The organism is Variovorax sp. Soil_C_33 (genome assembly GCF_057656935.1).
In genome coordinates this window covers 50,614-74,702 of record NZ_JBDGJK010000023.1, presented here as the reverse complement: position 1 = coordinate 74,702, position 24,089 = coordinate 50,614, and the positions used below count along the sequence as shown (strand labels likewise).

18 protein-coding genes and 3 pseudogenes are annotated in these 24,089 nt (G+C 66.2%); 8 read left to right on the top strand and 13 right to left on the bottom strand.

What is annotated here, in order from left to right:
- Positions 1-31 precede the first annotated feature (31 nt).
- From phbB to AC3A6B_RS27130, 3 genes are all read right to left on the bottom strand, one after another.
- Positions 32-808 carry an acetoacetyl-CoA reductase gene (gene phbB, locus AC3A6B_RS27140; RefSeq protein ID WP_487839739.1) on the bottom strand — a complete coding sequence of 259 codons (777 nt, stop codon included), beginning with the start codon at positions 806-808 and terminating at the stop codon, positions 32-34.
- Entirely contained in the window at positions 754-1,407 is a 654-nt protein-coding gene (locus AC3A6B_RS27135) for a BON domain-containing protein (RefSeq protein WP_487839738.1), read from the bottom strand. Before AC3A6B_RS27135 ends, phbB begins: the two co-directional genes overlap by 55 nt.
- Positions 1,408-1,545: 138 nt before the next feature.
- The gene (locus AC3A6B_RS27130; RefSeq protein WP_487839737.1) at positions 1,546-3,267 is read right to left on the bottom strand and encodes a PHA/PHB synthase family protein; all 1,722 of its coding nucleotides are present in this window, start codon (positions 3,265-3,267) and stop codon (positions 1,546-1,548) included.
- Positions 3,268-3,398: 131 nt separating this feature from the next.
- On the opposite strand from AC3A6B_RS27130, the gene AC3A6B_RS27125 reads away from it, so the two are divergent.
- Together AC3A6B_RS27125 and AC3A6B_RS27120 are read left to right on the top strand one after the other, a co-directional pair.
- Positions 3,399-4,253, top strand: a complete 855-nt coding sequence (locus AC3A6B_RS27125; RefSeq protein ID WP_487839736.1) for a universal stress protein — start codon at positions 3,399-3,401, stop codon at positions 4,251-4,253.
- 233 nt (positions 4,254-4,486) lie between these two features.
- Positions 4,487-6,000, top strand: a pseudogene (locus tag AC3A6B_RS27120) (PQQ-dependent methanol/ethanol family dehydrogenase); the annotation flags it as partial.
- A gap of 58 nt (positions 6,001-6,058) precedes the next feature.
- Here AC3A6B_RS27120 and AC3A6B_RS27115 read toward each other — a convergent pair.
- Positions 6,059-7,462: pseudogene (locus AC3A6B_RS27115) on the bottom strand (aldehyde dehydrogenase family protein); the annotation flags it as partial.
- Positions 7,463-7,899: 437 nt separating this feature from the next.
- Between AC3A6B_RS27115 and AC3A6B_RS27110 the strand changes: the two are divergent.
- Positions 7,900-9,063: an Acg family FMN-binding oxidoreductase gene (locus AC3A6B_RS27110; protein ID WP_487839735.1), complete on the top strand. Its 1,164-nt coding sequence runs from the start codon at positions 7,900-7,902 to the stop codon at positions 9,061-9,063.
- A 105-nt stretch (positions 9,064-9,168) separates the two neighbouring features.
- Here the strand turns inward: AC3A6B_RS27110 and AC3A6B_RS27105 are convergent, their stop codons facing one another.
- Entirely contained in the window at positions 9,169-9,729 is a 561-nt protein-coding gene (locus tag AC3A6B_RS27105; protein ID WP_487839734.1) for a hypothetical protein, read from the bottom strand.
- 165 nt (positions 9,730-9,894) lie between these two features.
- Here AC3A6B_RS27105 and AC3A6B_RS27100 point away from each other — a divergent pair, with 165 nt between their 5' ends.
- Positions 9,895-10,143 (top strand): DUF6429 family protein, encoded by a 249-nt coding sequence (locus AC3A6B_RS27100; protein ID WP_093110177.1) that lies wholly within the window; start codon positions 9,895-9,897, stop codon positions 10,141-10,143.
- Between the two features lie 580 nt (positions 10,144-10,723).
- Positions 10,724-10,983: pseudogene (locus AC3A6B_RS27095) on the top strand (NIPSNAP family protein).
- A 62-nt stretch (positions 10,984-11,045) separates the two neighbouring features.
- Here AC3A6B_RS27095 and AC3A6B_RS27090 read toward each other — a convergent pair.
- From AC3A6B_RS27090 to AC3A6B_RS27055, 8 genes are all read right to left on the bottom strand, one after another.
- On the bottom strand, positions 11,046-11,765 hold the full coding sequence (locus AC3A6B_RS27090; protein ID WP_487839733.1) for a TetR family transcriptional regulator C-terminal domain-containing protein: 720 nt from the start codon (positions 11,763-11,765) through the stop codon (positions 11,046-11,048).
- A gap of 118 nt (positions 11,766-11,883) precedes the next feature.
- Complete coding sequence (locus tag AC3A6B_RS27085) at positions 11,884-14,064, bottom strand: exonuclease domain-containing protein (protein WP_487839732.1); 2,181 nt, start codon at positions 14,062-14,064, stop codon at positions 11,884-11,886.
- A complete protein-coding gene (locus AC3A6B_RS27080) occupies positions 14,061-14,435 on the bottom strand; it encodes a response regulator transcription factor (protein ID WP_487839731.1) in 375 nt (124 codons plus the stop codon). The genes AC3A6B_RS27085 and AC3A6B_RS27080 overlap by 4 nt, the downstream gene beginning before the upstream one ends.
- A 2-nt stretch (positions 14,436-14,437) precedes the next feature.
- A complete protein-coding gene (locus tag AC3A6B_RS27075; protein WP_487839730.1) occupies positions 14,438-17,212 on the bottom strand; it encodes an ATP-binding protein in 2,775 nt (924 codons plus the stop codon).
- 1 nt (position 17,213) lies between these two features.
- The gene (locus tag AC3A6B_RS27070) at positions 17,214-17,414 is read right to left on the bottom strand and encodes a hypothetical protein (protein ID WP_487839729.1); all 201 of its coding nucleotides are present in this window, start codon (positions 17,412-17,414) and stop codon (positions 17,214-17,216) included.
- A gap of 15 nt (positions 17,415-17,429) precedes the next feature.
- Positions 17,430-18,860, bottom strand: coding sequence for a putative nucleotidyltransferase substrate binding domain-containing protein (locus AC3A6B_RS27065; protein ID WP_487839728.1), 1,431 nt, complete (start codon positions 18,858-18,860; stop codon positions 17,430-17,432).
- A gap of 80 nt (positions 18,861-18,940) precedes the next feature.
- On the bottom strand, positions 18,941-20,668 hold the full coding sequence (locus AC3A6B_RS27060; protein WP_487839727.1) for a cation acetate symporter: 1,728 nt from the start codon (positions 20,666-20,668) through the stop codon (positions 18,941-18,943).
- Positions 20,665-20,973, bottom strand: coding sequence for a DUF485 domain-containing protein (locus tag AC3A6B_RS27055; RefSeq protein WP_487839726.1), 309 nt, complete (start codon positions 20,971-20,973; stop codon positions 20,665-20,667). The genes AC3A6B_RS27060 and AC3A6B_RS27055 overlap by 4 nt, the downstream gene beginning before the upstream one ends.
- A gap of 140 nt (positions 20,974-21,113) precedes the next feature.
- Between AC3A6B_RS27055 and acs the strand changes: the two genes are divergently transcribed.
- The 3 genes from acs to AC3A6B_RS27040 are packed head-to-tail and all read left to right on the top strand — an operon-like array spanning position 21,114 to position 24,085.
- The gene (acs, locus tag AC3A6B_RS27050; RefSeq protein WP_487839725.1) at positions 21,114-23,090 is read left to right on the top strand and encodes an acetate--CoA ligase; all 1,977 of its coding nucleotides are present in this window, start codon (positions 21,114-21,116) and stop codon (positions 23,088-23,090) included.
- Between the two features lie 10 nt (positions 23,091-23,100).
- Positions 23,101-23,472: a cytochrome C gene (locus tag AC3A6B_RS27045; protein WP_487839724.1), complete on the top strand. Its 372-nt coding sequence runs from the start codon at positions 23,101-23,103 to the stop codon at positions 23,470-23,472.
- Between the two features lie 28 nt (positions 23,473-23,500).
- Positions 23,501-24,085: an NAD(P)H-dependent oxidoreductase gene (locus AC3A6B_RS27040; RefSeq protein WP_487839723.1), complete on the top strand. Its 585-nt coding sequence runs from the start codon at positions 23,501-23,503 to the stop codon at positions 24,083-24,085.
- Positions 24,086-24,089 lie beyond the last annotated feature (4 nt).

Below are 24,089 nucleotides of genomic sequence, written 5' to 3'. Positions count from 1 at the left end.
GAGCAAAAAGGGGGAGGATCGTTGCGTCCACTCAGGGCATGTACTTGCCGCCATTGATCGACAGCGTGATGCCACTGATGAAGCCGGCTTCGTCGGCGGCGAGAAAGACGACGCCGCGCGCGATCTCCGCCGGTGTCGCCAGCCGTCCCATCGGGACGGCCTTCAGGATCTGCGCCAGCGCGTCGGGCGGCACCGCACCGACCATGGCGGTGTCGGTGTAGCCCGGTGCGACGACATTGGCCGTGATGTTGCGGGACGCGCCCTCGAGCGCGAGCGACTTCGTGAAGCCGACGAGGCCCGCCTTGGTTGCTGCATAGTTGGTCTGCCCCGCCTGGCCCGACAGCCCGTTGACGGAACTCATGTTGACGATGCGGCCGAAGCGGCGTTCCCGCATGCCCTCGATCACCGCTCGGCACATGTTGAAGCAACCGCCAAGATTGACGTCGAGCACCTCGCGCCACTGCTCGAGCGTCATCTTGTGCAGCATCGCGTCGCGCGTGATGCCGGCGTTGTTGATCAGTACATCGATCGGTCCCAGGGCGGCTTCCACGCTGGCCACGCCCGCCTTGCAAGCCGCCGGGTCGGCCACGTTCCACGCGAACGCCGGAATGCCGGTTCGGGCGGTGAACGCCTCCGCCGCCTGGGTGTTGGTTCCGTAGTTGGAAGCGACCCGGTAGCCTGCGGCCAAAAGTGCGTCGGCCACGGCGGCTCCGATGCCAGCGGTGCCGCCGGTGACCAGTGCGACGCGCATCGTCAGGCTTCCACGAGCAGGTTGTTGATCACGTTGGCGACGCCCGGCGCCGACCATGCGGCCCCCTGGGCGGCCTTGCGTTCGGCCCAGGTGTGGACCTTCCCGCTGAGCGTAACGTGGGCACCGTTGACCTCGATCTTGATCCGCTCGGCTTCGCGATCGGCCTGGCGCTCCAAAGCTTCGCGAATCTTCTTTTCGACGTCGGCCGCCGTGAACTTCGGCTTCACGACAACCCGGTTCGAAACGCCGGTGACGCCGAGCAGGTCGCGCACGGCAACCTCCGCCGCCCTGCGCTGGTAGTCCCACTCGACCTCGCCATTGAGCGTAACCCAGCCGTTCTCCACCATCGGATGGATCTTGTCATCGGGCACGAGCACGTTCCACTCGATGGCGCGTTCGACCGCCATGGCGATGTCGGCATCGGTTCGCGTGTAGTCGGAGGCGAGCTTGACGGGCATTTCGATCGCCAGCGCCTTCACGCCCTTGACGCGCCGCGCAGCGCGCTCGATGGCGTACTTCTCGGCGTGGCTGGAGGGATGGCCTGTCAATGTCACCACGCCGTCCTTGACGATCACGCCGACATCGGTGGCGGTGATCGCCGGGTCCCAGCTCAGTTCCGCGACGATATCGCTTCTGAGTTGTGCATCGGATCTCATGAGCTTCCTTTCGTTGGTGGATGGAGGGCAGTCGTGTTGGCGCCCCGGATACAGGCTCGCAATGCCTGTGACATCACTTTAGGAACCGCGCGGAGCTTGAGCGTTGCGCTGGATCAAGGGATTCGCACGTCGCGCGACTCAACGCGCCATGACATAGGTGCCCGGTGCGTCGCAGATGGGGGCGTAGCCGAGCTGCGCGTGGCCCATGCGAGGCGGCTTGCGCCGCGGTCCAGAGCGATCCGCCAGCCACGCTTGCAACGCCGGCCACCAGGAGCCTTCGATCTGCTTGGCGCGAGCCGTGTACTCATCCGGGGACACATAGGGCGCATTCCTGGCGCGGTGCAAGATTCGATAGTGGCGGTGCGCGTGCCCGGGCTCGCTCAGGATGCCAGCGTTGTGGCCGCCGTCGGTGAGGACGAAGCTGATCTCGGCATCGCACTGCAGGTTCAACTTGTAGACGGAGCGCCATGGCGCGACATGGTCAGTTCGTGTGCCGACAGCGAAGATCGGTACCTCGATGTCGCCCAGCGAGACCGGGTGTCCGTTCACCAGATATTGACCACGCGCGAGCGCGTTCTCGAGAAACAGGCTGCGCAGGTAGTCGGCGTGCATCCGGTAGGGCATGCGCGTGCCGTCGGCATTCCAGGCCATGAGATCGGTCATCGGCGCCCGCTCGCCGAGGAGGTAGTTCTGCACCATGGGCGACCAGATGAGGTCGACGGCGCGCAACAGGTGGAATGCGCCGGCCATCTGGCTCGAATCCAGATAGCCCTGGCGCGCCATCAGGTCCTCCATGAAGCTGAGCTGACTCTCGTCGATGAAAAGGCCGAGCTCCCCTGGCTCCGTGAAATCAGTCTGGGCGGCCAGCAGCGTCACGGTGGCCAGGCGATCGTCCCGGTCGCGCGCCATGGCCGCTGCGCCGATGGCCAGCAGCGTGCCGCCCAGGCAGTAGCCCAGCGCATGCACGCGCTGGCGGGGGACGATGGCGTTGACGGCATCGAGGCCCGCCATCAGGCCCTGCGCCAGGTAGTCATTGATGCCGAGGTCCCGATCCTTCGAATCCGGGTTCTTCCACGAGATCGCGAACACGGTGTGGCCCTGGTCGACCAGGTAACGGATCAGCGAGTTGTGCGGCGACAGGTCGAGGATGTAGTACTTCATGATCCACGCGCTCATGATCAGCACGGGCTCGGCATGGACCGTGGCCGTCGTGGGCGCGTACTGGATCAGTTCCATCAGGTGGTTGCGCAAGACGACCTTGCCGGGGGTGATCGCGACGTCGTGTCCCGGCACGAAGTGCTCGGCACCCTTTGGCGGCAGGTGCTGGAGGCGTCGCTGCAAGTCTTCTGCCCAGTTGCGGGCGCCTTGCATCAGATTCAGCCCGCCTGTCGCCGCGGTTCTTTGCAGCACCCGCGGATGGGTGGCGGGCCAGTTTGCCGGCGAGCAGATCTCGTGCAACTGCCGCGCCGAGAAAGCGACGACCTGTTCGTGGTGACGCTCGACGCCGGGTACGCCTTCGGTCAATTGCCGCAGCCACTGGCCGCCTGCGCGAAATGCCTGCCGGTACAGGTTGAATGGCCATGCATCCCATGAGGGATCCGCAAGGCGGCGGTCGTCTTCGTGCGAATCCGGCGTTGGCGGTCCATGGGCGGGCAATGCCTGGACGGCCTGGGCAGTGGCCTCCAACGACTGCGTGAGCGGGCTGATCATGAGCACTTGCGCGCTGCGCGCCGGCTGCGCCGCGAGGTGGATGGCCCAGTCCGACCAGGCCAGCATCAGCGCCGCGGGCGAAAGTCCCTTCGTCAGTTGGGCCAGCCCGGCGTGCAGCGTCCGGTCCGGTGCTTCGACTCTGTCGTCCATCTAGATTCTCGATTTGGTTGCCGATGCCGTCGAAGTCTGGATGCGAGAACGAGTGCGGCGTTTGATCGATGTCAAGGTGCCGCAACATCGATCGATCGAAGATGGTCCCATCTCGTCGGAACGGAAGACCCATGAATATCGGAACCATCCTCGTCCACCTGGACCACATGGAGCGGTGTGCAGTGCGCGTCGAGCTCGCCGCGCGCCTTGCCCGCGCGCACGGCAGCCATCTGGTCGGGCTCGTGCCGACGGGCCTTCTCGACGGTACTGCGCCGATGGATGCAGATCCGACGCGCAGCACCGAATTCATTGCGGCTGCCGCTGACGGCCTGCGCCTGCGTGCGGAGGCGACCGCCCATGTCTTCAGGGACCTGGTGCGCGGGTCAGAGTCGTTGTCGTACGACGTGCGGCTGGTCGACGGCGAGCCCGTGGATGCGACTGTCCGTCACGGTCACGCCAGCGATCTGCTCGTCGTCGGGCAGGTCGACCACGCGAAGATAGATCACGACAAGACGGCAGACGTCGCGCGTGATCTGCCTGAGCAGGTCGTTCTCCACTCGGGGCGGCCTGTGCTCATCATTCCTTGCGCCGGCCATTTCACGGAGGTCGGAAAGAAGGTTTTGCTCGCCTGGGACGGCACGCGGGAGGCGGCGATGGCAATGCGTGACGCGCTACCGCTGTTCTCCGAATCGGCGCAGGTCACGCTGGTTTCCTTGCGCAAGGAAGGCGATGCGGAAGCGGCCGCCAATCTCTGCATTCCGGAGACCATCGCCTGGCTTTGGCGGCACGGCGTGGAGGCGAAGGCCGAGCAGTACGCGACCACCATCGGCTTCGCCGATACCCTTCTGTCGTGCGCATCAAGCATGAACATCGATCTGATGGTGATGGGCGCCTATGGGCACACCCGCCTGCGGGAACTCGTGCTCGGTGGTGTCACGCGCGAGATTCTTGCGCGCATGAACGTGCCAGTCCTGATGGCGCATTGAAGTCCGCGGGGCGGGGCCGCTGGTGTGCCGTGATGTCACGGTTACTGGCGCCTCGACTGCTCAAGCATGTAGCAATGCAGCGGGAAAACCCGCAGCTCGCCGACTCCATCCGGCACATCGGCAGGCTCACCGAGCCGTTTGCGACATGGCATGGACATTGCCCTCGATCAACGTGGAGGACGCGGTCAACAGGCCGTGTTCGGCCCGCGATCAACCCTTGAGGAGACCACCCCATGCAACTGAAACTCTTGACCGCTCTCGTGTCCGCCGGTCTGGCTGCCGCGGCGTCGCACGCCGCCGTGACAGACAAGATGATCGATAGCGAAGCCACCGCCACCGGCGATGTCCTGACCTGGGGGCTGAACACCCAGGGCCAGCGCTATTCGCCGCTCAAGCAGGTGAATGTCGCCACCGTCGGCAAGCTTGCGCCCGTGTGGGCGTTCTCCTTCGGCGGGGAGAAGCAGCGCGGGCAGGAGTCGCAGCCGGTCCTGCACAACGGCAAGATGTTCGTCACCGCGTCGTACTCTCGCCTTTTCGCGCTCGACGCAACCACCGGCCAGAAGCTGTGGAAGTACGAGCACCGGTTGCCCGAAGGCATCATGCCCTGCTGCGATGTCGTCAACCGCGGTGCCGCGCTGTACGGCAACCTGGTGATCTTCGCCACGCTCGATGCGCAACTCGTGGCGCTCGACCAGGACACGGGCAACGTGGTCTGGAAGGAAAAGATCGACGACTACAAGGCCGGCTACTCGGCCACCGCCGCACCGATCATCGCCAACGGCTTGATCGTCACCGGCGTGTCCGGCGGCGAGTTCGGCGTGGTCGGCCGCGTCGAGGCCCGCAATGCAAAGACCGGACAGCTGGTCTGGACGCGCCCCACCGTCGAGGGTCACATGGGCTACATCTATGACTCCGATGGCAACGCCAAGGAGAACGGCATCTCCGGCACCACCAACCAGAGTTGGCCGGGCGACCTTTGGAAAACCGGTGGCGCAGCCACCTGGCTGGGCGGCACCTACGACAGCAAGACCGGCCTGGCTTATTTCGGCACCGGCAACCCCGCGCCGTGAAACAGCCACTTGCGCCAGGGCGACAACCTGTTCTCCTGCGCCACCGTGGCGATCGACGTGAAGACCGGCCAGATCAAGTGGCACTACCAGGCCACGCCCAACGACAGCTGGGACTTCGGCGGCGTGAACGAGTTCGTGACCTTCGACCTGGACGGCAAACGCGTGGGCGGCAGGCGGATCGCAACGGCTTCTTCTACGTGAACGACGCGACCACCGGCAAGCTGATCAACGCGTTTCCGTTCGTCAGGAAGATCACCTGGGCCAGCAGCATCGACTTGAAGACCGGCCGCCCCAACTTCATCGCCGACAACCGGCCTGGTGACCCGACTGCGAGCGCGGAAGGCAAGAAGGGCAGTCCGGTCTTCGCCGCGCCGGGCTTTCTCGGCGGCAAGAACCAGATGCCGATGGCTTACAGCCCCGACACCAAGATGTTCTACGTGCCCGCCAACGAGTGGGGCATGGACATCTGGAATGAACCCGTTGCCTACAAGAAGGGCGCGGCCTATCTTGGCGCCGGCTTCACGATCAAGCCGCTCAACGACGACTACATCGGCGCGCTGCGCGCGGTCGATCCGAAGACCGGCAGGATCGTCTGGGAAGTGAAGAACGGCGCGCCGCTGTGGGGCGGTGTGTTGACCACTGGGGGCAACCTCGTGTTCTGGGGCACGCCCGAAGGTTCTTGGTCTGCTGATAGTGGTCCAGCATCATCTTGTGGTTCTCGCGGCCGATGCCCGACTGCTTGTAGCCTCCGAAGGCCGCATGGGCCGGATAGGCGTGGTAGCAATTGGTCCACACGCGTCCCGCCTGGATGCCGCGGCCCATGCGGAAGGCGCGCGCGCCATCGCGGGTCCACACGCCGGCGCCCAGTCCGTAGAGCGTGTCGTTGGCGATCTCCAGCGCCTCTTCTTCCGTCTTGAAGGTCGTCACGGACAGCACCGGGCCGAAGATTTCTTCCTGGAAGATGCGCATCTTGTTGTGGCCCTTGAAGACCGTGGGCTTGACGTAGTAGCCAGCGCGGAGTTCACCGACCTGCGTATTGCGTTCGCCACCGATCAGGCATTGCGCGCCCTCCTTTTTGCCCAGATCGATGTACGACAGGATCTTCTCCATCTGCTCCTGCGAGGCCTGCGCGCCGATCATGGTGGACGGGTCCAGCGGATGGCCCTGCTTGATAGCCTCGACCCGCTCGATCTCGCGCTCGATGAAGCGCTCGTAGATCGACTCCTGCCCCAGCGCCCGGCTCGGGCAGGTGCAGACCTCGCCCTGGTTCAGCGCGAACATCGCAAAGCCCTCGAGCGCCTTGTCGAAGAAGGCGTCGTCCGCCGCCATGACGTCCTCGAAGAAGATGTTGGGCGACTTGCCGCCCAGCTCGAGGGTCACGGGGATGATGTTCTGGCTCGCGTACTGCATGATCAGCCGGCCGGTGGTGGTTTCGCCCGTGAAGGCGATCTTCGCGATGCGCTTGCTCGACGCCAGCGGCTTGCCCGCCTCCAGCCCGAAGCCGTTGACCACGTTGAGCACGCCGGGGGCAGCAGGTCGCCGATCATTTCCATCAGCACCAGGATCGAAGCGGGTGTCTGTTCGGCGGGTTTGAGCACCACGCAGTTGCCTGCTGCCAGGGCCGGGGCCAGCTTCCATTACCGCCATGAGGATCGGGAAGTTCCACGGAATGATCTGCCCGACCACGCCCAGCGGCTCATGGAAGTGATAGGCATAGGTTTCGTGATCGATCTCGCTGATGCCGCCTTCCTGCGCACGAATGCAGCTGGCGAAATAGCGGAAGTGGTCGATGGCCAGCGGCATGTCGGCCGCCATCGTCTCGCGCAGCGGCTTGCCGTTGTCGATCGTCTCGGCCACGGCAAGCGTCTTGAGGTTCTGCTCGATGCGATCGGCGATCTTGAGCAAGACGTTGGCCCGTTCGGTGGGCGATGTGCAGCCCCAGGCCGCCTTCGCCTTGTGCGCGGCATCGAGCGCGGCTTCGATGTCCTTCGCGTTCGAGCGCGGGATGCTGGTGAAGGCCTGGCCGGTGACCGGTGTCAGGTTGTCGAAGTACTGGCCGTCGATCGGCGCAACCCATTCGCCGCCGATGTAGTTGCCGTATTGCTTCTTGTACGGGTTCGCAATGTCGAGGTGAGCCATTTCTGCCATGTCCATGAGTCGTCTCCCGTCGGGTGGTTGAAAAAAAATGATGGCAGACGCGACGCGGCCCGCGCAGCGACTCAGTGCAAAGCGCGGGCCACGCCGCGGCGGCGTCATCGCGGACGCCGCAAGCCGTTGTCAGGCATGGAGTTTTTTCGCCGGCCGCGCGCGGCGCGTCGTCGTTGCTCCAGCGGGGGCTGTGCCGTAGAGGAGCAACTGTTGCAAAACGGATCACGTTGCACGTTCAGCCGAACAGTACCGACCCGATGCGCGGCAGCGGCGCCTTCAGTTCGACTTCCACCAACCCGGCGCCGAGGTGCCCGAGCTTGATCTTGCGCAAGCGCGCCGCGCGATGCGCTTGCCGCCTGCGTACTTGGACATCAAGATTCGCAGCATCGCATGCACAGGCGCGAGGCAGATGGCCGAAGGAGTCGCAAATGGATCGTCGCAAGTTCGTCCGGGTTGCGGGAGGTGGCTTCGTTTTCGCTGCGGCGACGGCGGCACTCGCCGGCTGCAGCCAGCAGATGCCCGCTGCGGCCATCGAGCCGTGGCAGGGGCCGGGGCCGGAGGCTGATCCGCGTCGCTGGATCCTCGGCTACGCGATCCTGGCGCCGCACTCGCACAACCTGCAGTCCTGGCTGGTGGATCTGCGCACGCCGGACGAGATCGTGCTGCGCTGCGACCTTGGCCGGCTGCTGCCCGAGACCGATCCGTTCTCGCGCCAGATCATGATGAGCCACGGCACCTTCCTGGAGCTGCTCGACATTGCGGCGCGCGAGCGCGGACTGCGTGCCGACATCACGCTGTTTCCCGAGGGTGCGTTCGGCTCGGAGAAGCTCGATGAGCGACCGGTGGCGCGCATCCGTCTGATGCCCGATACGGCCACGCGCAAGGATCCGCTGTTCGCGCAGATCCTCGCGCGTCGCACCAACCGCAGCCTGTACGACCTGCGGCGGCCGGTGCCCGCCGAGGCCTGGAAGGCAATGGCCGAAGCAGTGAGGCCGCACCCCTTGCATTTCGGCTTCGTCGGCGCGGATCGGGCCGACGTGTTGGAACAGCATCGCGCCATCGCGGCCGAAGCCTGGCGCATCGAGCTGAGCACGCCGCGCACGATCCTGGAGTCGTACCAGGTGCTGCGCGTCGGCGCCGCCGAGATCGAGAAGCACCGTGACGGCTTGTCGATGCTGGACCCGACGGTGGTGCTGCTCGAGCGCATCGGCCTGTTCGACCGCAGCAAGGCGCCGGCGTCCGATGCCTTCGCCACCACCAGCCAGATCAAGGACTTCGGCAAGAAGCTCGCGTCCACGCCCGGCTTCCTCTGGATGGTGACCGAGGGCAACGACCGGGCGACCCAGGTCAACGCGGGACGCGCCTACGCGCGGGTGCAGCTCGCCGCGACCGGGCAGGGCCTGGCGCTGCAGCCGCTGCAGCAGGCCCTGCAGGAGTATCCCGAGCAGGCCGGACCCCACGCCGACATCCGGCGCCTGCTGGCCGTGGCGCTACCCGAGCGGACGGTGCAGATGTGGGCACGTGTGGGCTATGCGCCGCCGGTCGGTCCTGCGCCGCGCCGTGGCTTGGCAGCGCAGCTGATTCGCGCGTGAGGGCTTGTCATCGACGACAACCATCATGCGGGGCATGAGAGGTGAGACCGACGCTCTGCGTCGCCAGCCTTGTCGCCTCGGCAGAATTCGGCCAGATGCCGATCTTCAACGTCGTCGTGAGATGTTGTCGTATTCGGCCAGCAGGTCGCTCATGGCATCGTCGACTCCGTAGCCGATGTTCTGACTGATGCGACGCACAGCATCCAGTCGTTCCATGAACAGGGGCCGCTGCGCATCCGGCAGTCTCGCAATGGCGTGCAACGCCTGCTCGAACATTCGCACCAAGGCGCTGAAAAAGCCCTCGTCCTGCAGGCCGACTTCGACGCTGAAGCCTGACGCGCGCTCGCAGTAGAAGACCATCAGCTCTGCGAGGCCCTCTGGTTGGCCAATGGCCTTCTTGTAGTTCGCGATGGACTTCTTGGCCACGGCGACGGACGCGTTCTGGTTCCTGAACATGTCGGGCCACAGCCAACGGTTGATGGTGGTCTTGTACGGCTCCAGGACATCTTCGCCCAGCCCGAAACGGGCGTGAAGGAATACTTGGTTGTCCTTGTTGGCCGTGTACAGGTCATGCACCAAGCCGACCAGGCCGTCGTGGTCGAAGTGGGTCAGTCTGGCCTTGACGCCACTCCAGGACGCGGCTTTCTCAGTCTTGCTTGCTTTCATCTCTGTTCGCTTCCGGAATCGAAGGCAGGCCATATGGGATGGGCAAAGGCCGAATGACCAAAGTACCATCGTAGAGTCGAACTGCCGTGGTGCAGTGGCCGCAGCCAATCAGAGGTTGGCCCCTTTCACAGGTCACCGTCGTGCTGAACGTTGAGGGGCGAGCACATGAAATACGACATGGTCAAGGTCGAAGAGGCGCTTCTGGCGTTGCTTGGCGTCTTCGAGTTCGAGAACGGACGCGTGTGGAAGCGGTATGACTTTGCAGTCATGGACGGTCTACACGACAAGGGGCTCATCACGGAGCCCCACGGCAGGCAAGAGTCGGTCTACCTGACTGACGAGGGGCTGCGCCGCGCCAAGGAGCTCGCGGCGAAACACTTCGGCACCAGCGGGGCGGCGCTGGAGCAGCCATAGCTGCGGCAGAATCCGGCCAACCGCGGACGTTCGGAGCCTCTACCCCAATCCAGCCAGATGAAGTCCGGGCGCGTCGCCAAGTCCTACACGGCGATCCCATCGATGACGGCGCGAGACCGTGAAGCACGGCGGCTATGCTCGAATGCCAACGATAAAAGGACCATGCCATGAAGAAGCTAGTCGCTGCACTCCTCGCAACAGCCATGCTCGGGGGCTGCGTTGTCTACCCAGAGGGTCCGGGAAATCCCGGTGGCGGCTACGGGAAGCAATGCCCGCCGGGACAGGCAAAGAAGGGCAACTGCTAATTTTGGCTTCGCTCTCGGCCCGGCTCGGCACGAATGGCCGAGGGCAACTGCCCTTCGCGACATCGCCAAAGTCCAGCCGTGCGTGTTAGCCGTGCGTGTTCCTTGGTAGGCTCTGGGCCTTCCTGGCCGGGGCGCACGGTAGGACGGCTCTCGGCCAAGAGCAGCCGCGCTCGCGCGACGGCTAGAGTTTGCCCGCAAGCAGACAGAGCGGACCGGCCTGGCCAGCCCTCATGTCAATCGCCAAGCATCTCGGAACTACCATGGTTACCTGCTAACTGCGCTATGTCATCGATCCGTTCAAGCTCAAGGAGTTCGAGCACTACGGAAAGATCTGGATGCTTCTCGTCGAAAGGTTTAGAGGGCAGCACCATGGCTACTTCCTGCCATCGGAAGGCGCGAACAAACATCGCGCTGGCGCTGTTCACGTTCCCCAAGTCTTGCGGCGTACGAGGAATATCGCGCGTTGTCTGCCACAGACCCAGCGTGCCAAGCTGCGTTCAAGTACGCGCAGGACACTCGCTGCATCCTGAGCTAACGCAGCTTTTTCAGGCCGGTACTCAAATGAACGCCTACGGCATGCAGCCGCGCGAATGATGACTAACGCACGCCAGCGGCCTTCAGCAAGAACTGCGTCACCTGCTCGATCAGATAGCGCCGGTCCTCCTCGTCGCTCTCCGTCACGCTCCTGAAGTACGCCACCTGCGCCGCGTGGTCGGCGTAGAACTGGGTCACGGCGCAGAGGTGGAACAGGAACAGCATCGGGTCGGCCTGATCCATCAGACCCCGGTTGATCCAGTCCTGGATCATCAGCGTGGCTCGGTGGATGCACTGCTTGCTTGTGTCCGTCATTGTCTTGAGCACTGGCGCGCCGCGCATTGCCTCGGCCGCGAGAATCCGCGAGCGCAGCGGGTTCTCGAAGGAGAACAGCATCTTGCGACGGATGAGTCCGGCCAGCATCTCGCGCGGTCCGATGTCCTCGCCGCTGAAGATGAAGACGCCGACCATGTCGTTGACGATGTCCTTGAGCACCTGGCGGTAGAGGGCTTCCTTGCTCTCGATGTAGTAGTACAGCTGCGCCTTGGACAGCCCGGCCTTGTCGGCGATTGCCTGGGTCGTCGCGCCGGCCAGGCCCTCGCTCGCGAACTCCTCGATGGCCGCCTGGTAGATGGCGTCCAGCACTTGCGCGTGCTTGCGCGAGCGACTGGGCCGGCTCGGCACCAGGGCCGTCGCGGTCGGTGACGACGCATCGTGACGCTGAGCCGCTGGCCGGGTGTTCCTCACGGCGCTGAGGAAGACGACATCCTTGGTTGAGCTCATCGGGGTCTCCGTGTGGTCGCGGCGACAACGGTTTTATCGCCGCCGCGGCGATCTTGGGTTGCGCTGCGTCAAACAGGCTTCGAGTCGTGCGCTGCAACCGGCTCCCGCATGTCCAGCCTCAGTACTTCAGGCGCGCGTACCAGGTGCGCTGTGCCGCCTCGCGCGCCTGGCCGAGCGTGTGAATTCCCTTGTCCGCCAGCAAGGGGACGAGGCGAAGGAACACCTCCGCCGTCAGGATCGCATCGCCCAGGGCGGTGTGGCGGCCCAGCGCCGCGATGCCGAAGCGCTCGGCGATGGCTTCCAGCTCGTGCGACGCCTGGTGCGGGCTTGCCACCGCGGACAACAGCAGCGTGTCGAGCACCGGCTGATCGAAGCGAACGCCGGCAGCTGCTTCCTTCAGCTGCAGAAAGCGCATGTCGAACGCGGCGTTGTGTGCCACCAGGATGGTGTCGTTGGCGAAGGCGTGGAAGATCGGCAGGATCTCGGCGATGCCGGGCTGGCCGGCCACCATCGCCGCCGTGATGCCGTGTATGGAAATGCCGGCGGCCGGGATGCTTCGACCGGGGTCGATGAGCTGCTCGAAGCTCTCCTGCCGCAGCAGCTTGCCGTTGACGATGCGCGCCGCGCCGATCTGGATGATCTCGTCGCCCTGCGACGGATCGAGCCCGGTGGTCTCGGTGTCGAACACCGTGTAGGCCAGGTCCACCAGGCGACGCTCGTCGAGCTCGCGCGCCTGAGCGCTGGGCTGGAACAGGTCGAAGTCGTAGTACTCGGGGCGGCTTTCGCTGCGCAGCACCGCTGCTGCCTCCAGCTGTTCCTGTGGTGGAGCGAGCGGGAGCAGGAAGCGAAAGAAAGTCGTTTGCAGCGTGCGCTCGCGCTGAAACCAGAACTCGCCGCCATGGCGCTCGACCACGTCGCGCACCGACAGCGGGCTGGCCCGGTCGCCCACCGTCATCGGGCTCGACTCCCAGCTCGTCGCCGTCTCGGTGCTGATGGTTGTGCCGATCCAGACCAGGTCGAGATGGGCGCGTTCGCCCGCGCGGCGCAGTCGCAACTGAACGCGCTTGACCGCGAATTCTTCCACCAGCCGGGTCGCCAGCGAGGCCAGTGCCTGGAGCAAGGCGTAGCTGTCGACCCGAAGCCACAGATGAGGGTCGATGTCCGGCGCGGACGCACGCGCACCCGAGCGCGCCTCGATCAGGCGCAGAGCGGCCTGAACCAGGTCGGCGCCGAGCATGTCCTCGAGTGGCCAGCGCGTCTTCAGGCCCTGGCTGGCGCTCGCTGCGAGCGACTGCAGGCGCGCCGTCATGGCGCGAACCTCGTCGTGCACGACGCGCAGGAAGCGCTCGCGCGTCAGCGCGTCCAGGTCGGGCAGCTCGAGCATGTCCACTGCCGCCTGCAGGCTGCCCAATGACGAGCGGGTGCCTTCGGTCAGTCCGTGCAGCAGGCGGTCCTGCTCGGCATCCTCCTCGAACGCGCGGGTAATGTTCTGCAGCATCAGAACGAAGCCCGACAGCTGCGCGGCATCCCCGGGCGCGGCCGCGGGATCGCGCACCGGCGCCAGCTGCACCCGCAGCAGTTGGCCGGCGTGCGAACTGGTGACGAACTGTGCCGAGGGCTGGGTTGCTCCGCGCAACAGCCGCTGCTGGATGTTTTCGAGCGCGTGGGCGATGAGCTCGCGGTCGAACAGGGCGTAGATCGAGCGGCCGAGTCCGATCAACTCCGCCCCGTCGGCCAGTTCCGGCACAGACGACAGCGCGCGAGACTGCAGCCGCGCCCGGTTGTTGTAGAGCAGGATGCGGCCGTCCAGGTTGCACACCACCACGCTTTGCGTGAGCTCCGACATCAGCGCGGCCAGGCGGCTGCGTTCCTGCTCTATGCCGCGCGCGGCCTCCTGCACCCGGGCGTCGATGTCGGCGCGCAGGCCGTCGCGCTGGCGCGCGAGCTCATCGACGACGCCGGCCAGCGCCCGGGCACCCGCTCCGCATGCCGGCTGCGCGCGGGGCACGCTGCGGTGGGGCGCGCCGCCGGCCGCCGTGGCCTGCGCGGCTTCGGCGAGCCGGGCCGGCTCGTTCACCCAGATCGCGTGGGCGCGACGCGCCAGCGCACCCAGCGCGATCGCCAGCACCGCCCAGCCCAGCACCAGCAGGGGCGCGCGCGGCGCGATCATCTCGCCCAGCACGGCGCGCTCGTCTGGCGTCAGCGTGGCTGCGAAGGCGGCGCCGAGCCCCAGGCCGAGGAGCGCCAGAAGAGCACCCGGAGCGAGCGCCACGGCGAGTTGGTGCGCATCGATCTTCATGCGGAGCTGCTGAGCAACTGCCGCACGCTTGCGGCAAGCTCCCGGGTGGAGAAGGGCTTGGTCATGTAAGCATCGGCTCCCAGGGCCATGCCCTTCGCAACGTCGGTCTCCCGGCCCTTGGCGGTGAGCAGGAGGATCTTCGTGGCGGCGATCTCCTCGTCAGCGCGCACGGCCTGCAGGACCTCGAGACCGGACTTGGAAGGCATCATGACGTCCAGCAGCACCAGGTCAGGCTGCAGGCTGCGGATCAGTTCGAGCGCCCGCTGGCCGTCGCGCGCGATGCTCACCTCGTGCCCTTCGCGCTTCATGAGGAACTCGAGCGAGATCACGATGTTGGGCTCGTCGTCTGCAATCAACACCTTGTAGGCCATGGTCATGTCTCCAGTTCTTGCGTCTCGGGGTGCAGCGGCAGTTCGAAGCTGAAGCATGCGCCTTGGCCCGGCCTGGAGTCGAGCCACATCCGGCCGCCGAAGTGTTCGACGATGCGGCGGCTGATGGGCAGGCCCAGGCCGGTACCTTGCGGACGATGCGCGGCATCGCCGCCCTGGCGAAACCTGTCGAACACCAGCTCCTTCTGCTCTGGCGGCACACCGGGGCCGTTGTCCTGCACGGTGATGGTGACGCGATCGTCATCGCAGTGCAGGCTGACCTCGACCCGGCCCTGCCCCAGCGGCACGAACTTGGCCGCGTTCGACAGCAAATTGACCAGCACCTGCGTGAGGCGGTCGGGGTCGACCTGCAGCGGCGGCACCGCATCGGGGAGCTTCAGCGCCACGACCGCGCCACGCTCGCGGAACAGCTCCTGGGTCGTCTGAACGGCTTGCTGAACCAGCGCACGCAGGTCGACCTTGGTGCTGCGCCATTCGGCGACGCCCGATTCGATCTTCGCCATGTCCAGCACCTGGTTGACCAGGCGCGTCAGGCGCTCGGTCTCGGCCACCACCAGCCCGAGAAACTGCTGGCGCTGTGCGGTGTCCATCGCCGGGTCGTCGAGCATCAGCTCGGCCAGTGCGCGGATCGAGGTCAGCGGCGTGCGCAGCTCGTGCGTCACCGAGGACATGAAGTCGTCCTTCAGCCGATCGAGACTCCTGAGCTGTTCGTTGGCCTTGCTGAGATCTGCGGTGGCGCGCTCCAGGGAGAGCGATTTCTCCTCCAGCGCCTGCGAATGGGCGCGAAGCGCCGCCGTTTCGCGCGAGGCTTCGTCCAGGATGCGCATGACGTCATCCAGCTCCAGCGCGTCTTCTTCGACGACCGAGGCGACCACCAGCCGGGCGGAGGCGCTGCCGATGGCGCCCGCGAGCTGTGTTTCGATGAACTGCACCAGCCGCGCGTCGGCGGCGAGCTGCTGCGGCCCGGCCAGGCCGTTGCGTCGTGCGTAGTCGTCCAGCAGCCGGTCGGCGGCTGCGGCGCCCAGGAAGCGCGTGGCCAGTTGGCGCAGATCGGCCAGCCTGGCGCGGCCGCGCCAGAACACCGGGCTGGCCTCGGCGGCCCCGCGTTCCGTACGCTGGAAGACGTCCACGAACATCAAGGCCTGGCTCGCTTCGCGTGCGGAGGGGCGGCTCAGCAGCGACACGCCGAAGTACAAGGCGGTGTTGACCAGCAGGCTCCAGAACAGCGCATGGGTCAGGTTGTCCAGGCCCGCGAGGCCTAGCAGCTGCTCGGGCCGCAGCCAGGCGATGCCGAACGGCCCCTGGTCGATGTATCCGGCGGGGATCCAACCCGACTTGGCGATCGACGGCAGCATCAGCGTCCAGGCCCACAGCACGAAGCCGGCGCCCAGGCCGGCGAGCGCGCCGTGCCGCGTGCCGCCCTTCCAGTACATGCCTGCCAGCATCGGCGGCGCGAATTGGGCGACGGCGGCGAAACTGATGAGCCCGATGCTGACCAGTGCATAGTCCTCGCCGGCGACGCGGTAATAGAGATAGCCCAGCAGCAGGATCGCCACGATCACCGTCCGGCGGATGCCCAGCAGCACGCCGCTCAGGTCGCGCGCGGTGCGCAGGCCGGCGCGCAGCAGCAGCGGCATCACGAGGTCGTTGCAGACCATGGTCGAGACCGCGACGGCCTCGACGATGACCATGCCCGTGGCGGCCGAGAGGCCGCCGATGAAGGCCGCCAGCGCCAGTCCCGGCTGGCCGTCGGCCAGCGGCAGCGAAAGCACGAAGGCCTCGGGATTCTCCCGGCCGACACCGAAGTACAGCAGGCCGCCCAGTGCTATCGGCAGGACGAAGAGATTGATCAGCAGCAGATACAGCGGAAACGCCCAGGTGGCGCGCCGCAGATGGCGCTCATCGACGTTCTCGACCACCATCATCTGGAACTGTCGTGGCAGGAAGATCACCGAGAGCATGGCAAGCAGCGTCAGCGCGAACCACTGGCCGCCGGCAAAGCCCGTGGCCGTTGTGCCGCCGCCGGTGTTCGCGAGACTCAGCAGGCGGGCCAGTTCGGGCCGCGCCGCGGCGCGGCCGAACAGGTCGGCCGGTCCGTCGAACAGGTGCCAGGTGACGAAAGCACCCACGGCCAGGAAGGCCAGCAGCTTCACCACCGACTCGACGGCGATCGCCGCCACCATGCCCTCGTGCCGTTCGGTGGTATCGAGGTGGCACGTGCCGAAGGCGATCGTGAAGCCGGCCAGCGCGAGCGCGACGTACAGCGTGCTGTCGCGCCACCAGGCCAAGGGCTGCTGCAGCGCAGCGCCGGGCGCGGCGGTAAGCAACGCATAGCCGCTGGCGATGGCTTTGAGCTGCAGCGCCACGTAGGGCAGGATACCCACCACCGCGATCAGCGTGACCAGCATGGCCAGCAGCGTGCTCTTGCCGTGGCGGCTGGCGATGAAATCGGCGATGGAGGTGATGCGGTAGCTGCGCGCGATGCGGACCATCTTGCGCAGCACCGTCCAGGCCATCAGCATCGCGAGCGTCGGGCCGAGGTAGATCGGCAGGAACCACAGGCCCGAGGACGCGGCCCGGCCCACGCTGCCGAAGTAGGTCCAGGCCGTGCAGTACACACCCAGCGACAGCGTGTAGACCCACGCGTTGCCGATCAGCGAACGGCCTTCGCGTGCGCGCTTGTCGGCGACGTGCGCCACCAGGAACAGCAACGCCAGGTAGGCGAAGGAGGCGATGATGACCGTGGAAGCGGGCAGCATGTCAGTGCTCCCCCGGTGCCTCGGCCACCCACGCCGCCAGCACGATGAGAATGCCCCAGCCGCCGAAGAGCGCGAGCGGCATCAGCGGCAGCCCCCAGAGCATGAGCGGGCGGTCCCACAGCGTGAGCAGCGGCACGTTCAGCAGCAGCCAGCCCAGTGCGAAGAGGCCGAGCAGTCGTTGCGATCGCAAGCCTGCGAACATGATGACTCCCGCCGCCTACAGGGCGTCGAGGTGGAATCGCTGCCGCAGCATGTCGCGAAAGCGCCGAACGATGCCCAGCGCATCACGCAGCGCATCACGTTCCAGCGCGCCCAGCTCGGACAGCCGGACCACATTGCCTGGCACCTGTCCGGCCTGCCTGTGGCGCAGCTGATGCGTCAGCCTGAGCGCCATCAGGTAGTGCAGCGCGTCCAGCACATCGCGCGCCAGGCCGGATTCGATCTGCTGTCGCTCGACCAGCAGGCGCAGCCGCGCGGCCGTGCCGTTGACGCGCAGGCGCCGCTGCAGCGCCAGCGCGCGCACGCCGTGGACGATCGGGAAGATGCCCAGCTTTTTCAGATCCAGCGTCTCGTCGTCGTGACGTGCGGTGAGCCTGCGCCACCATCCCGCCGGATGGTCGAACAGGTCGACCGCGCTGGCAAAGCGCGCGAGGAAGATGTCTGCGCTGTCGAGGACGCGCTCCAGATGCCGGCGTGCCTCCTGCAGAAGCTCCGCGTCGCCGGCCACGGACTTGCTGTCCATGAAGATGGCAAGTCGCATCGGGCCCTCGGGGTCGGTCCCGTACACCCAGTCGCGCAGCGTATCCTTGAAACCGGCCAGCGGCTGCCGCCAGAGCGGGTTGGTCAGCATGATCTGCCCGGGGCAGGGCGGATAGCCCAGCTCGGCCAGCGCGGCGTTGAACTGCGTGGCGATGGCCTCGAGATCGGGACACGGGAAGCCGTTGCGCAGCAGCAGCGCGTTGTCCTGGTCGGTCTTGATGATCTGCTCGTCTCGGCCCTCGCTACCCATGACCATCAGGCAGCTGTTGACCACCAGATCGGGTGGCGCCAGCAAGGACCACAAGCGCGCGAAAAGGCGCGCGTTGAGCTCCCCGACGAGCCTCGCGATGCGCTCGATCTTGATGCCGCCCTCGTGCAGCAGCGAGACCATGGTGTCGATGCGCGCGGCTGCGGCCGCCAGTTCGGCCACGCTCGTCGCTTCGTCGATCTGCAGCGCGGCGATCTGCGAATGGTTGGCGACGAAGCCGACCAGGTCGAGCTGGTCCAAAAGCCCCAGCACGGTAGTGCCGTCGCGCACCAGCAGGCGGTGCACCCGGTGGCGCGCCATCAGCCACAGCGCCTCGAAGAGGTCCGCGTCGGGATGGACCTCGATCAGGTCGAAGCAGGCCACCTCGCGAACCGCCAGCCCGGCCGGGGGCTCGGGGCGCAGCAGCGCATCGCGCAGGTCGGCGGTGGTGAAGATGCCCAGGCGATGGCCGTCGCGCACCAGCGCGTCGTGCAGCCCCTGCTGCGACAGTACCCGGCACACCGACACCAGGTCGAGCCCGCCATCGACGTAGCAGGCGTTGCGCACATGGGCCTCGCGCACGCGCGCAGTGAGCAGCGAGAGCATCTCGCGCTGGGTTTCGACTGCGCGCAGTTCCGTCATGGTGCGGGGCACAAGATATGAACGGGCCGGTAGACAGTGTGCCTGCCTGCCGGCCCGTCCACCACCTGCTCGACGCCCGCTCAATGCCCGCTGGCGCCGGACGCGCCGATGCCCGTTTCCGATCGCACCTGCTGGGCCTGAAAGCCGCGTCTGTCAAGGTCGCCGCGCGCACTGGAATCGAGCAGCGAGAAGATCCAGATGCCGAGGAAGGCGATGGTCATCGAGAACAGACAAGGCGAGGCGTAGGGGAAGAACGCGGAGCCTGGCGGGTTGCCCAGGGTCGCCTCCCAGACGGAAGGCGACACGACCGTCAGCGCAACCGACGAGATCAGCCCGAGGAAGCCGCCGATCACCGCCCCCCTGGTCGTGCAGCCCTTCCACAGCACCGACATGAACAACACCGGGAAATTGGCCGATGCGGCGATCGCGAATGCCAGCGACACCATGAAGGCGATGTTCTGCTTTTCGAACACGATACCGAGCAGCACCGCCAGCACGCCGAGCGCGACGGTGGTGATGCGCGAGACGCGCAACTCGGAGGCGCTGTCGGCCTTGCCGCTCTTGACCACCGTCGCATACAGGTCGTGCGACACCGCCGATGCGCCCGACAGCGTCAGGCCGGCAACGACCGCGAGGATGGTTGCGAAGGCCACCGCCGAGATGAAGCCGAGGAACACGTTGCCGCCCACCGCATTGGCGAGGTGGATCGCCGCCATGTTGCCGCCACCGATCAGCACGCCTTTGGTATCGACGAACTGGGGATTCGTGAGCACGAAGGTGATGGCGCCGAAGCCGATGATGAAGGTCAGCAGATAGAAGTAGCCGATCCAGCCGGTCGCCCACATGACAGACTTGCGCGCTTCCTTGGCGCTGGGCACGGTGAAGAAGCGCATCAGGATGTGCGGCAGGCCGGCGGTGCCGAACATCAGCGCCATGCCGAAGGAGATGGCCGAGATCGGATCCTTGACGAAGTTGCCGGGACCCATGATCGACTGGCCTATGCTTGCGGCCGCTTGCGCAGTTTTGCCGTCCTTGAGCGCCAGGTCGGTCTTGACCTTCACGGCGCCTGCGAACATCGCTTCGGGGCTGAAGCCGAAGTGCCACAGCACCGACAGCGCCATGAAGCTGGCGCCGCCCAGCAGCAGGCAGGCCTTGATGATCTGGACCCAGGTCGTGGCGGTCATGCCGCCGAAGAGCACGTAGACCATCATCAGCGAGCCGACGATGGCAACGGCAATCCAGTACTCGAGGCCGAACAGCAGCTTGATAAGTTGGCCGGCACCGACCATCTGGGCGATCAGGTAGAAGGCCACGACGACTAGCGTGCCGGAGGCAGCGAAGATGCGCACTGGTGCCTGCTTGAAGCGGAACGCGGCCACGTCGGCAAAGGTGAACTTGCCCAGGTTGCGCAGCCGCTCCGCCATCAGGAAGGTGATCACCGGCCAGCCGACGAGAAAGCCGATCGAGTAGATCAGGCCGTCGTAGCCGGCCACCATCACGGCCGCCGAAATGCCGAGGAACGATGCCGCCGACATGTAGTCGCCGGCGATCGCCAGGCCGTTCTGAAAGCCGGTGATGCCGCCGCCGGCGGTGTAGAAGTCCGCCGCCGACTTGGTCTTGGACGCGGCCCACTTGGTGATGAACAGTGTGCCGAGGACGAACAGCCCGAACATGCCGATGGCCGTCCAGTTCGTCGCCTGTTTCTGCGCCTGGCCGAGATCGGCGCCGGCCGCATAGACAGTCGCGGACGCGGCGACCAGGGCGGCGAGGGTCAGCGCCTGGCGCGCGGCAAGGGAGAGGGCCCTCATTTGAGCACCGCCTTCGCAACGGCGTCCGACAGGGTGTCGAACTCGGCGTTGGCGCGCCTGACGTAGTAGGCGGTGATCGCAATGGTGAATACGATGACGCCGAAGCCAATCGGGATGCCCAAGGTCATGACGCCTTCACCCAGTCGCTGGGCGAGGAAAGGCTTGTTGAAAGCCACCAGCAGCACGAAGCCGTAATAGACGATCAGCATCAGTGCCGTCAGCGTCCAGCCGAAGCGCGTGCGCTTGGCCCTCAACTCCTGGTATTGGGGGTGGCCGGCGATGCGTGCGACCAGGTTGTCTTCCATGGGGGTCTCCTCGAAGGGGGTGGGGATGGCTTCGGCGATTGGACGCTGTGCGACGGCACGTGCAGTTGCGCTAGCGCAAGGTTTGCGATCGCCATGTCGTCGACGATGCGGGACCCGCCCGAATCCAACAGGAGTTACGCATGAGTACGCAGGACAACGCCCAGCATTCCAAGCAATATCCGCCGCCCGAGGCCCTGGCGCGTTCGGCCCACGTCGCGGGGCGCGCCGCCTACGACGCGCTCGTGGCCGAGGCGCAAGCCGACTATGAGGGCTACTGGGCGCGCCTGGCGCGCGAGTTCGTGCAGTGGAGGACACCCTTCACGACGGTGCTCGACAGCACGAAGGCGCCGCATTACGAATGGTTCGGTGACGGCACTTTGAACGTCTCGTACAACTGCCTGGACCGGCAGGTCGCCGCCGGCCTGGGCGAGAAGACCGCGATCATCTTTGAAGCCGACGACGGCAAGGTCACGCGCACGAGCTACGCTGAAATGCTGGCGCGGACCTGCCGCATGGCCAATGGGCTGAAGAGCCTGGGCGTGAAGAAGGGTGACCGCGTGGTCATCTATATGCCGATGTCGGTCGAGGCCGTGGTGGCCATGCAGGCCTGCGCGCGGCTGGGGGCGGTGCATTCCGTGGTCTTCGGCGGCTTTTCGGCGCATTCGCTGCGCGACCGCATTGCCGATACCGGTGCGGTGGTCCTGGTCACCGCCGATGAGCAGATGCGCGGAGGGAAGGCACTGCCGTTGAAGGCGCTGGCCGATGAAGCCCTGGCGCTCGGCGGCTGCGAGACGGTGCGCGAGGTGATCGTCTACCGCCGCACCGGCGGCGCGATCGCCTGGCAGGCGCGCGACCTGTGGATGCACGAGATCATGGATGCGCAGTCCGACACCTGCGAACCCGAATGGGTAGGTGCCGAGCACCCGCTGTTCCTGCTCTACACCTCGGGCTCCACCGGCAAGCCCAAGGGCGTGCAGCACAGCAGCGGCGGCTACCTGGTGCAGGCCGCGGCGACAATGAAGTGGACCTTCGACATCCACGACGACGATGTGTTCTGGTGCACGGCCGACATCGGCTGGGTCACCGGCCACACCTACATCACTTATGGGCCGCTGGCCGTCGGCGCGACCGAAGTGGTGTTCGAAGGCGTGCCGACCTATCCCGATGCCGCCCGCTTCTGGAAGATGATCGAGCGGCACAAGGTGACGGTTTTCTATACCGCGCCGACCGCCATCCGTTCGCTGATCAAGGCGGCGGAGGCTAACGCCGCCGTGCATCCGGACAGGCACGACCTGACGAGCCTTCGCATCCTCGGGTCGGTCGGCGAGCCGATCAACCCGGCGGCCTGGGAGTGGTATCACAAGCACGTGGGGGGCGGCCGCTGTCCGATTGTCGACACCTGGTGGCAGACCGAAACCGGCGGCCAGATGATCACCCCGCTGCCGGGCGCCACGGCGCTGGTGCCGGGCTCCTGCACGCTGCCGTTTCCCGGCATCATGGCGGCGATCGTCGACGAGACCGGCGCCGACCTGCCGAACGGGCAGAGCGGCCTCCTTGTCATCCAGAAGCCCTGGCCCGGCATGATCCGCACGATCTGGGGCGACGACGCGCGCTACCGAGCAAGCTACTACCCGTCCGAGCTGCGCGGCTACTACCTTGCGGGCGACGGCGCGGCGCGCGATCCCGAGACCGGCTACTTCACGATCGGAGGGCGCATCGACGACGTGCTGAACGTCAGCGGCCATCGCATGGGAACGATGGAAATCGAGTCGGCGCTGGTGTCGTGCACCGATCTCGTTGCCGAGGCGGCGGTGGTTGGCCGGCCGGACGATACGAGCGGTGAGGCCATCTGCGCTTTCGTCGTGCTGAAGCGCCCGAGGCCGACGGGCGAAGAGGCGAGGAAGCTGGCCACCGAGTTGCGTAACTGGGTCGGCAAGGAGATCGGGCCGATCGCCAAGCCCAAGGACATCCGCTTCGCCGACAACCTGCCGAAGACGCGCAGCGGCAAGATCATGCGCCGCCTGCTGCGTTCGGTGGCGAAGGGCGAGGCCATCACCCAGGACATCTCCACGCTGGAGAACCCGGCCATCCTGGACCAGTTGTCGGAGGCGCATTGAGCGGCGTGCCATGACGGGAACAAGAAGCCCCGCATCGGCGCTGCTGGCAGCGTGCGTGCTGGCCGGCGCTCTGGCCGGCGCGCCCGCTGCAAGCGCTCAATCGCGCGGCGAGCTGCTCTACGCAACCCACTGCATTGCATGCCACACCACGCAGGTGCACTGGCGCGACAAGAAGCTGGCCACCGACTGGAACAGCCTCAAGCTGCAGGTGCGGCGCTGGCAAGCGGTGGCGGCGCTGGATTGGAGTGAAGAGGATGTGCTTGAGGTCACGCGGCACCTGAACGACAGCTTCTATGGCTTCACGCCGGCATCCAATACGGTGGGCGTGCTGGTCCCGGCGGCACACGGGAGCCGCGACAGAGCCGCGCGAGAGCGGCGGTGAACCGGCCCGGCGGCGCGAGGCATTGCAGATGGCGAAACGCATCCTCATCATTCAGGGCCATCCCGATGGCTCCTCCTCCCATCTGTGCCATGCCTTGAGCGAGGCGTATGCGCGAGGGGCTCGCAGCGCGGGGCATGTGGTCGAGACGATTGATGTCGGCCAGCTCGACTTTCCGCTGTTGCGCAGCAAGAGCGACTGGGACAAAGGCAAGCTGCCGCAGAGTCTGATGGCTCCCCAGTTGGCCATCAAGAATGCCGAGCATCTTGTCTTCTTCTTCCCGCTCTGGCTCGGTGGCATGCCGGCGCTTCTGAAGGGTTTTCTTGAGCAGATCATGCGGCCGGCTGTCGGCTTGTTCGCCGATGGGGAGACCAGGCCCGGCAGGCCGCTGAGCGGTCGCAGCGCTCGAATCGTGATCACGATGGGGATGCCGGCCACCCTCTATCGCTGGTACTTCCGTGCCCATAGCCTCAAGGCACTGAAGCGCAGCATCCTCGGCTTCGTCGGAGTCGCGCCGGTGCGCAACACACTGGTCGGCGCCGTCGAAACGATGGACGCCGGCCGCCGCGCGCAATGGATCGAGCGGCTGCACGATCTGGGAAGTCGGGCCGCCTGAGGTC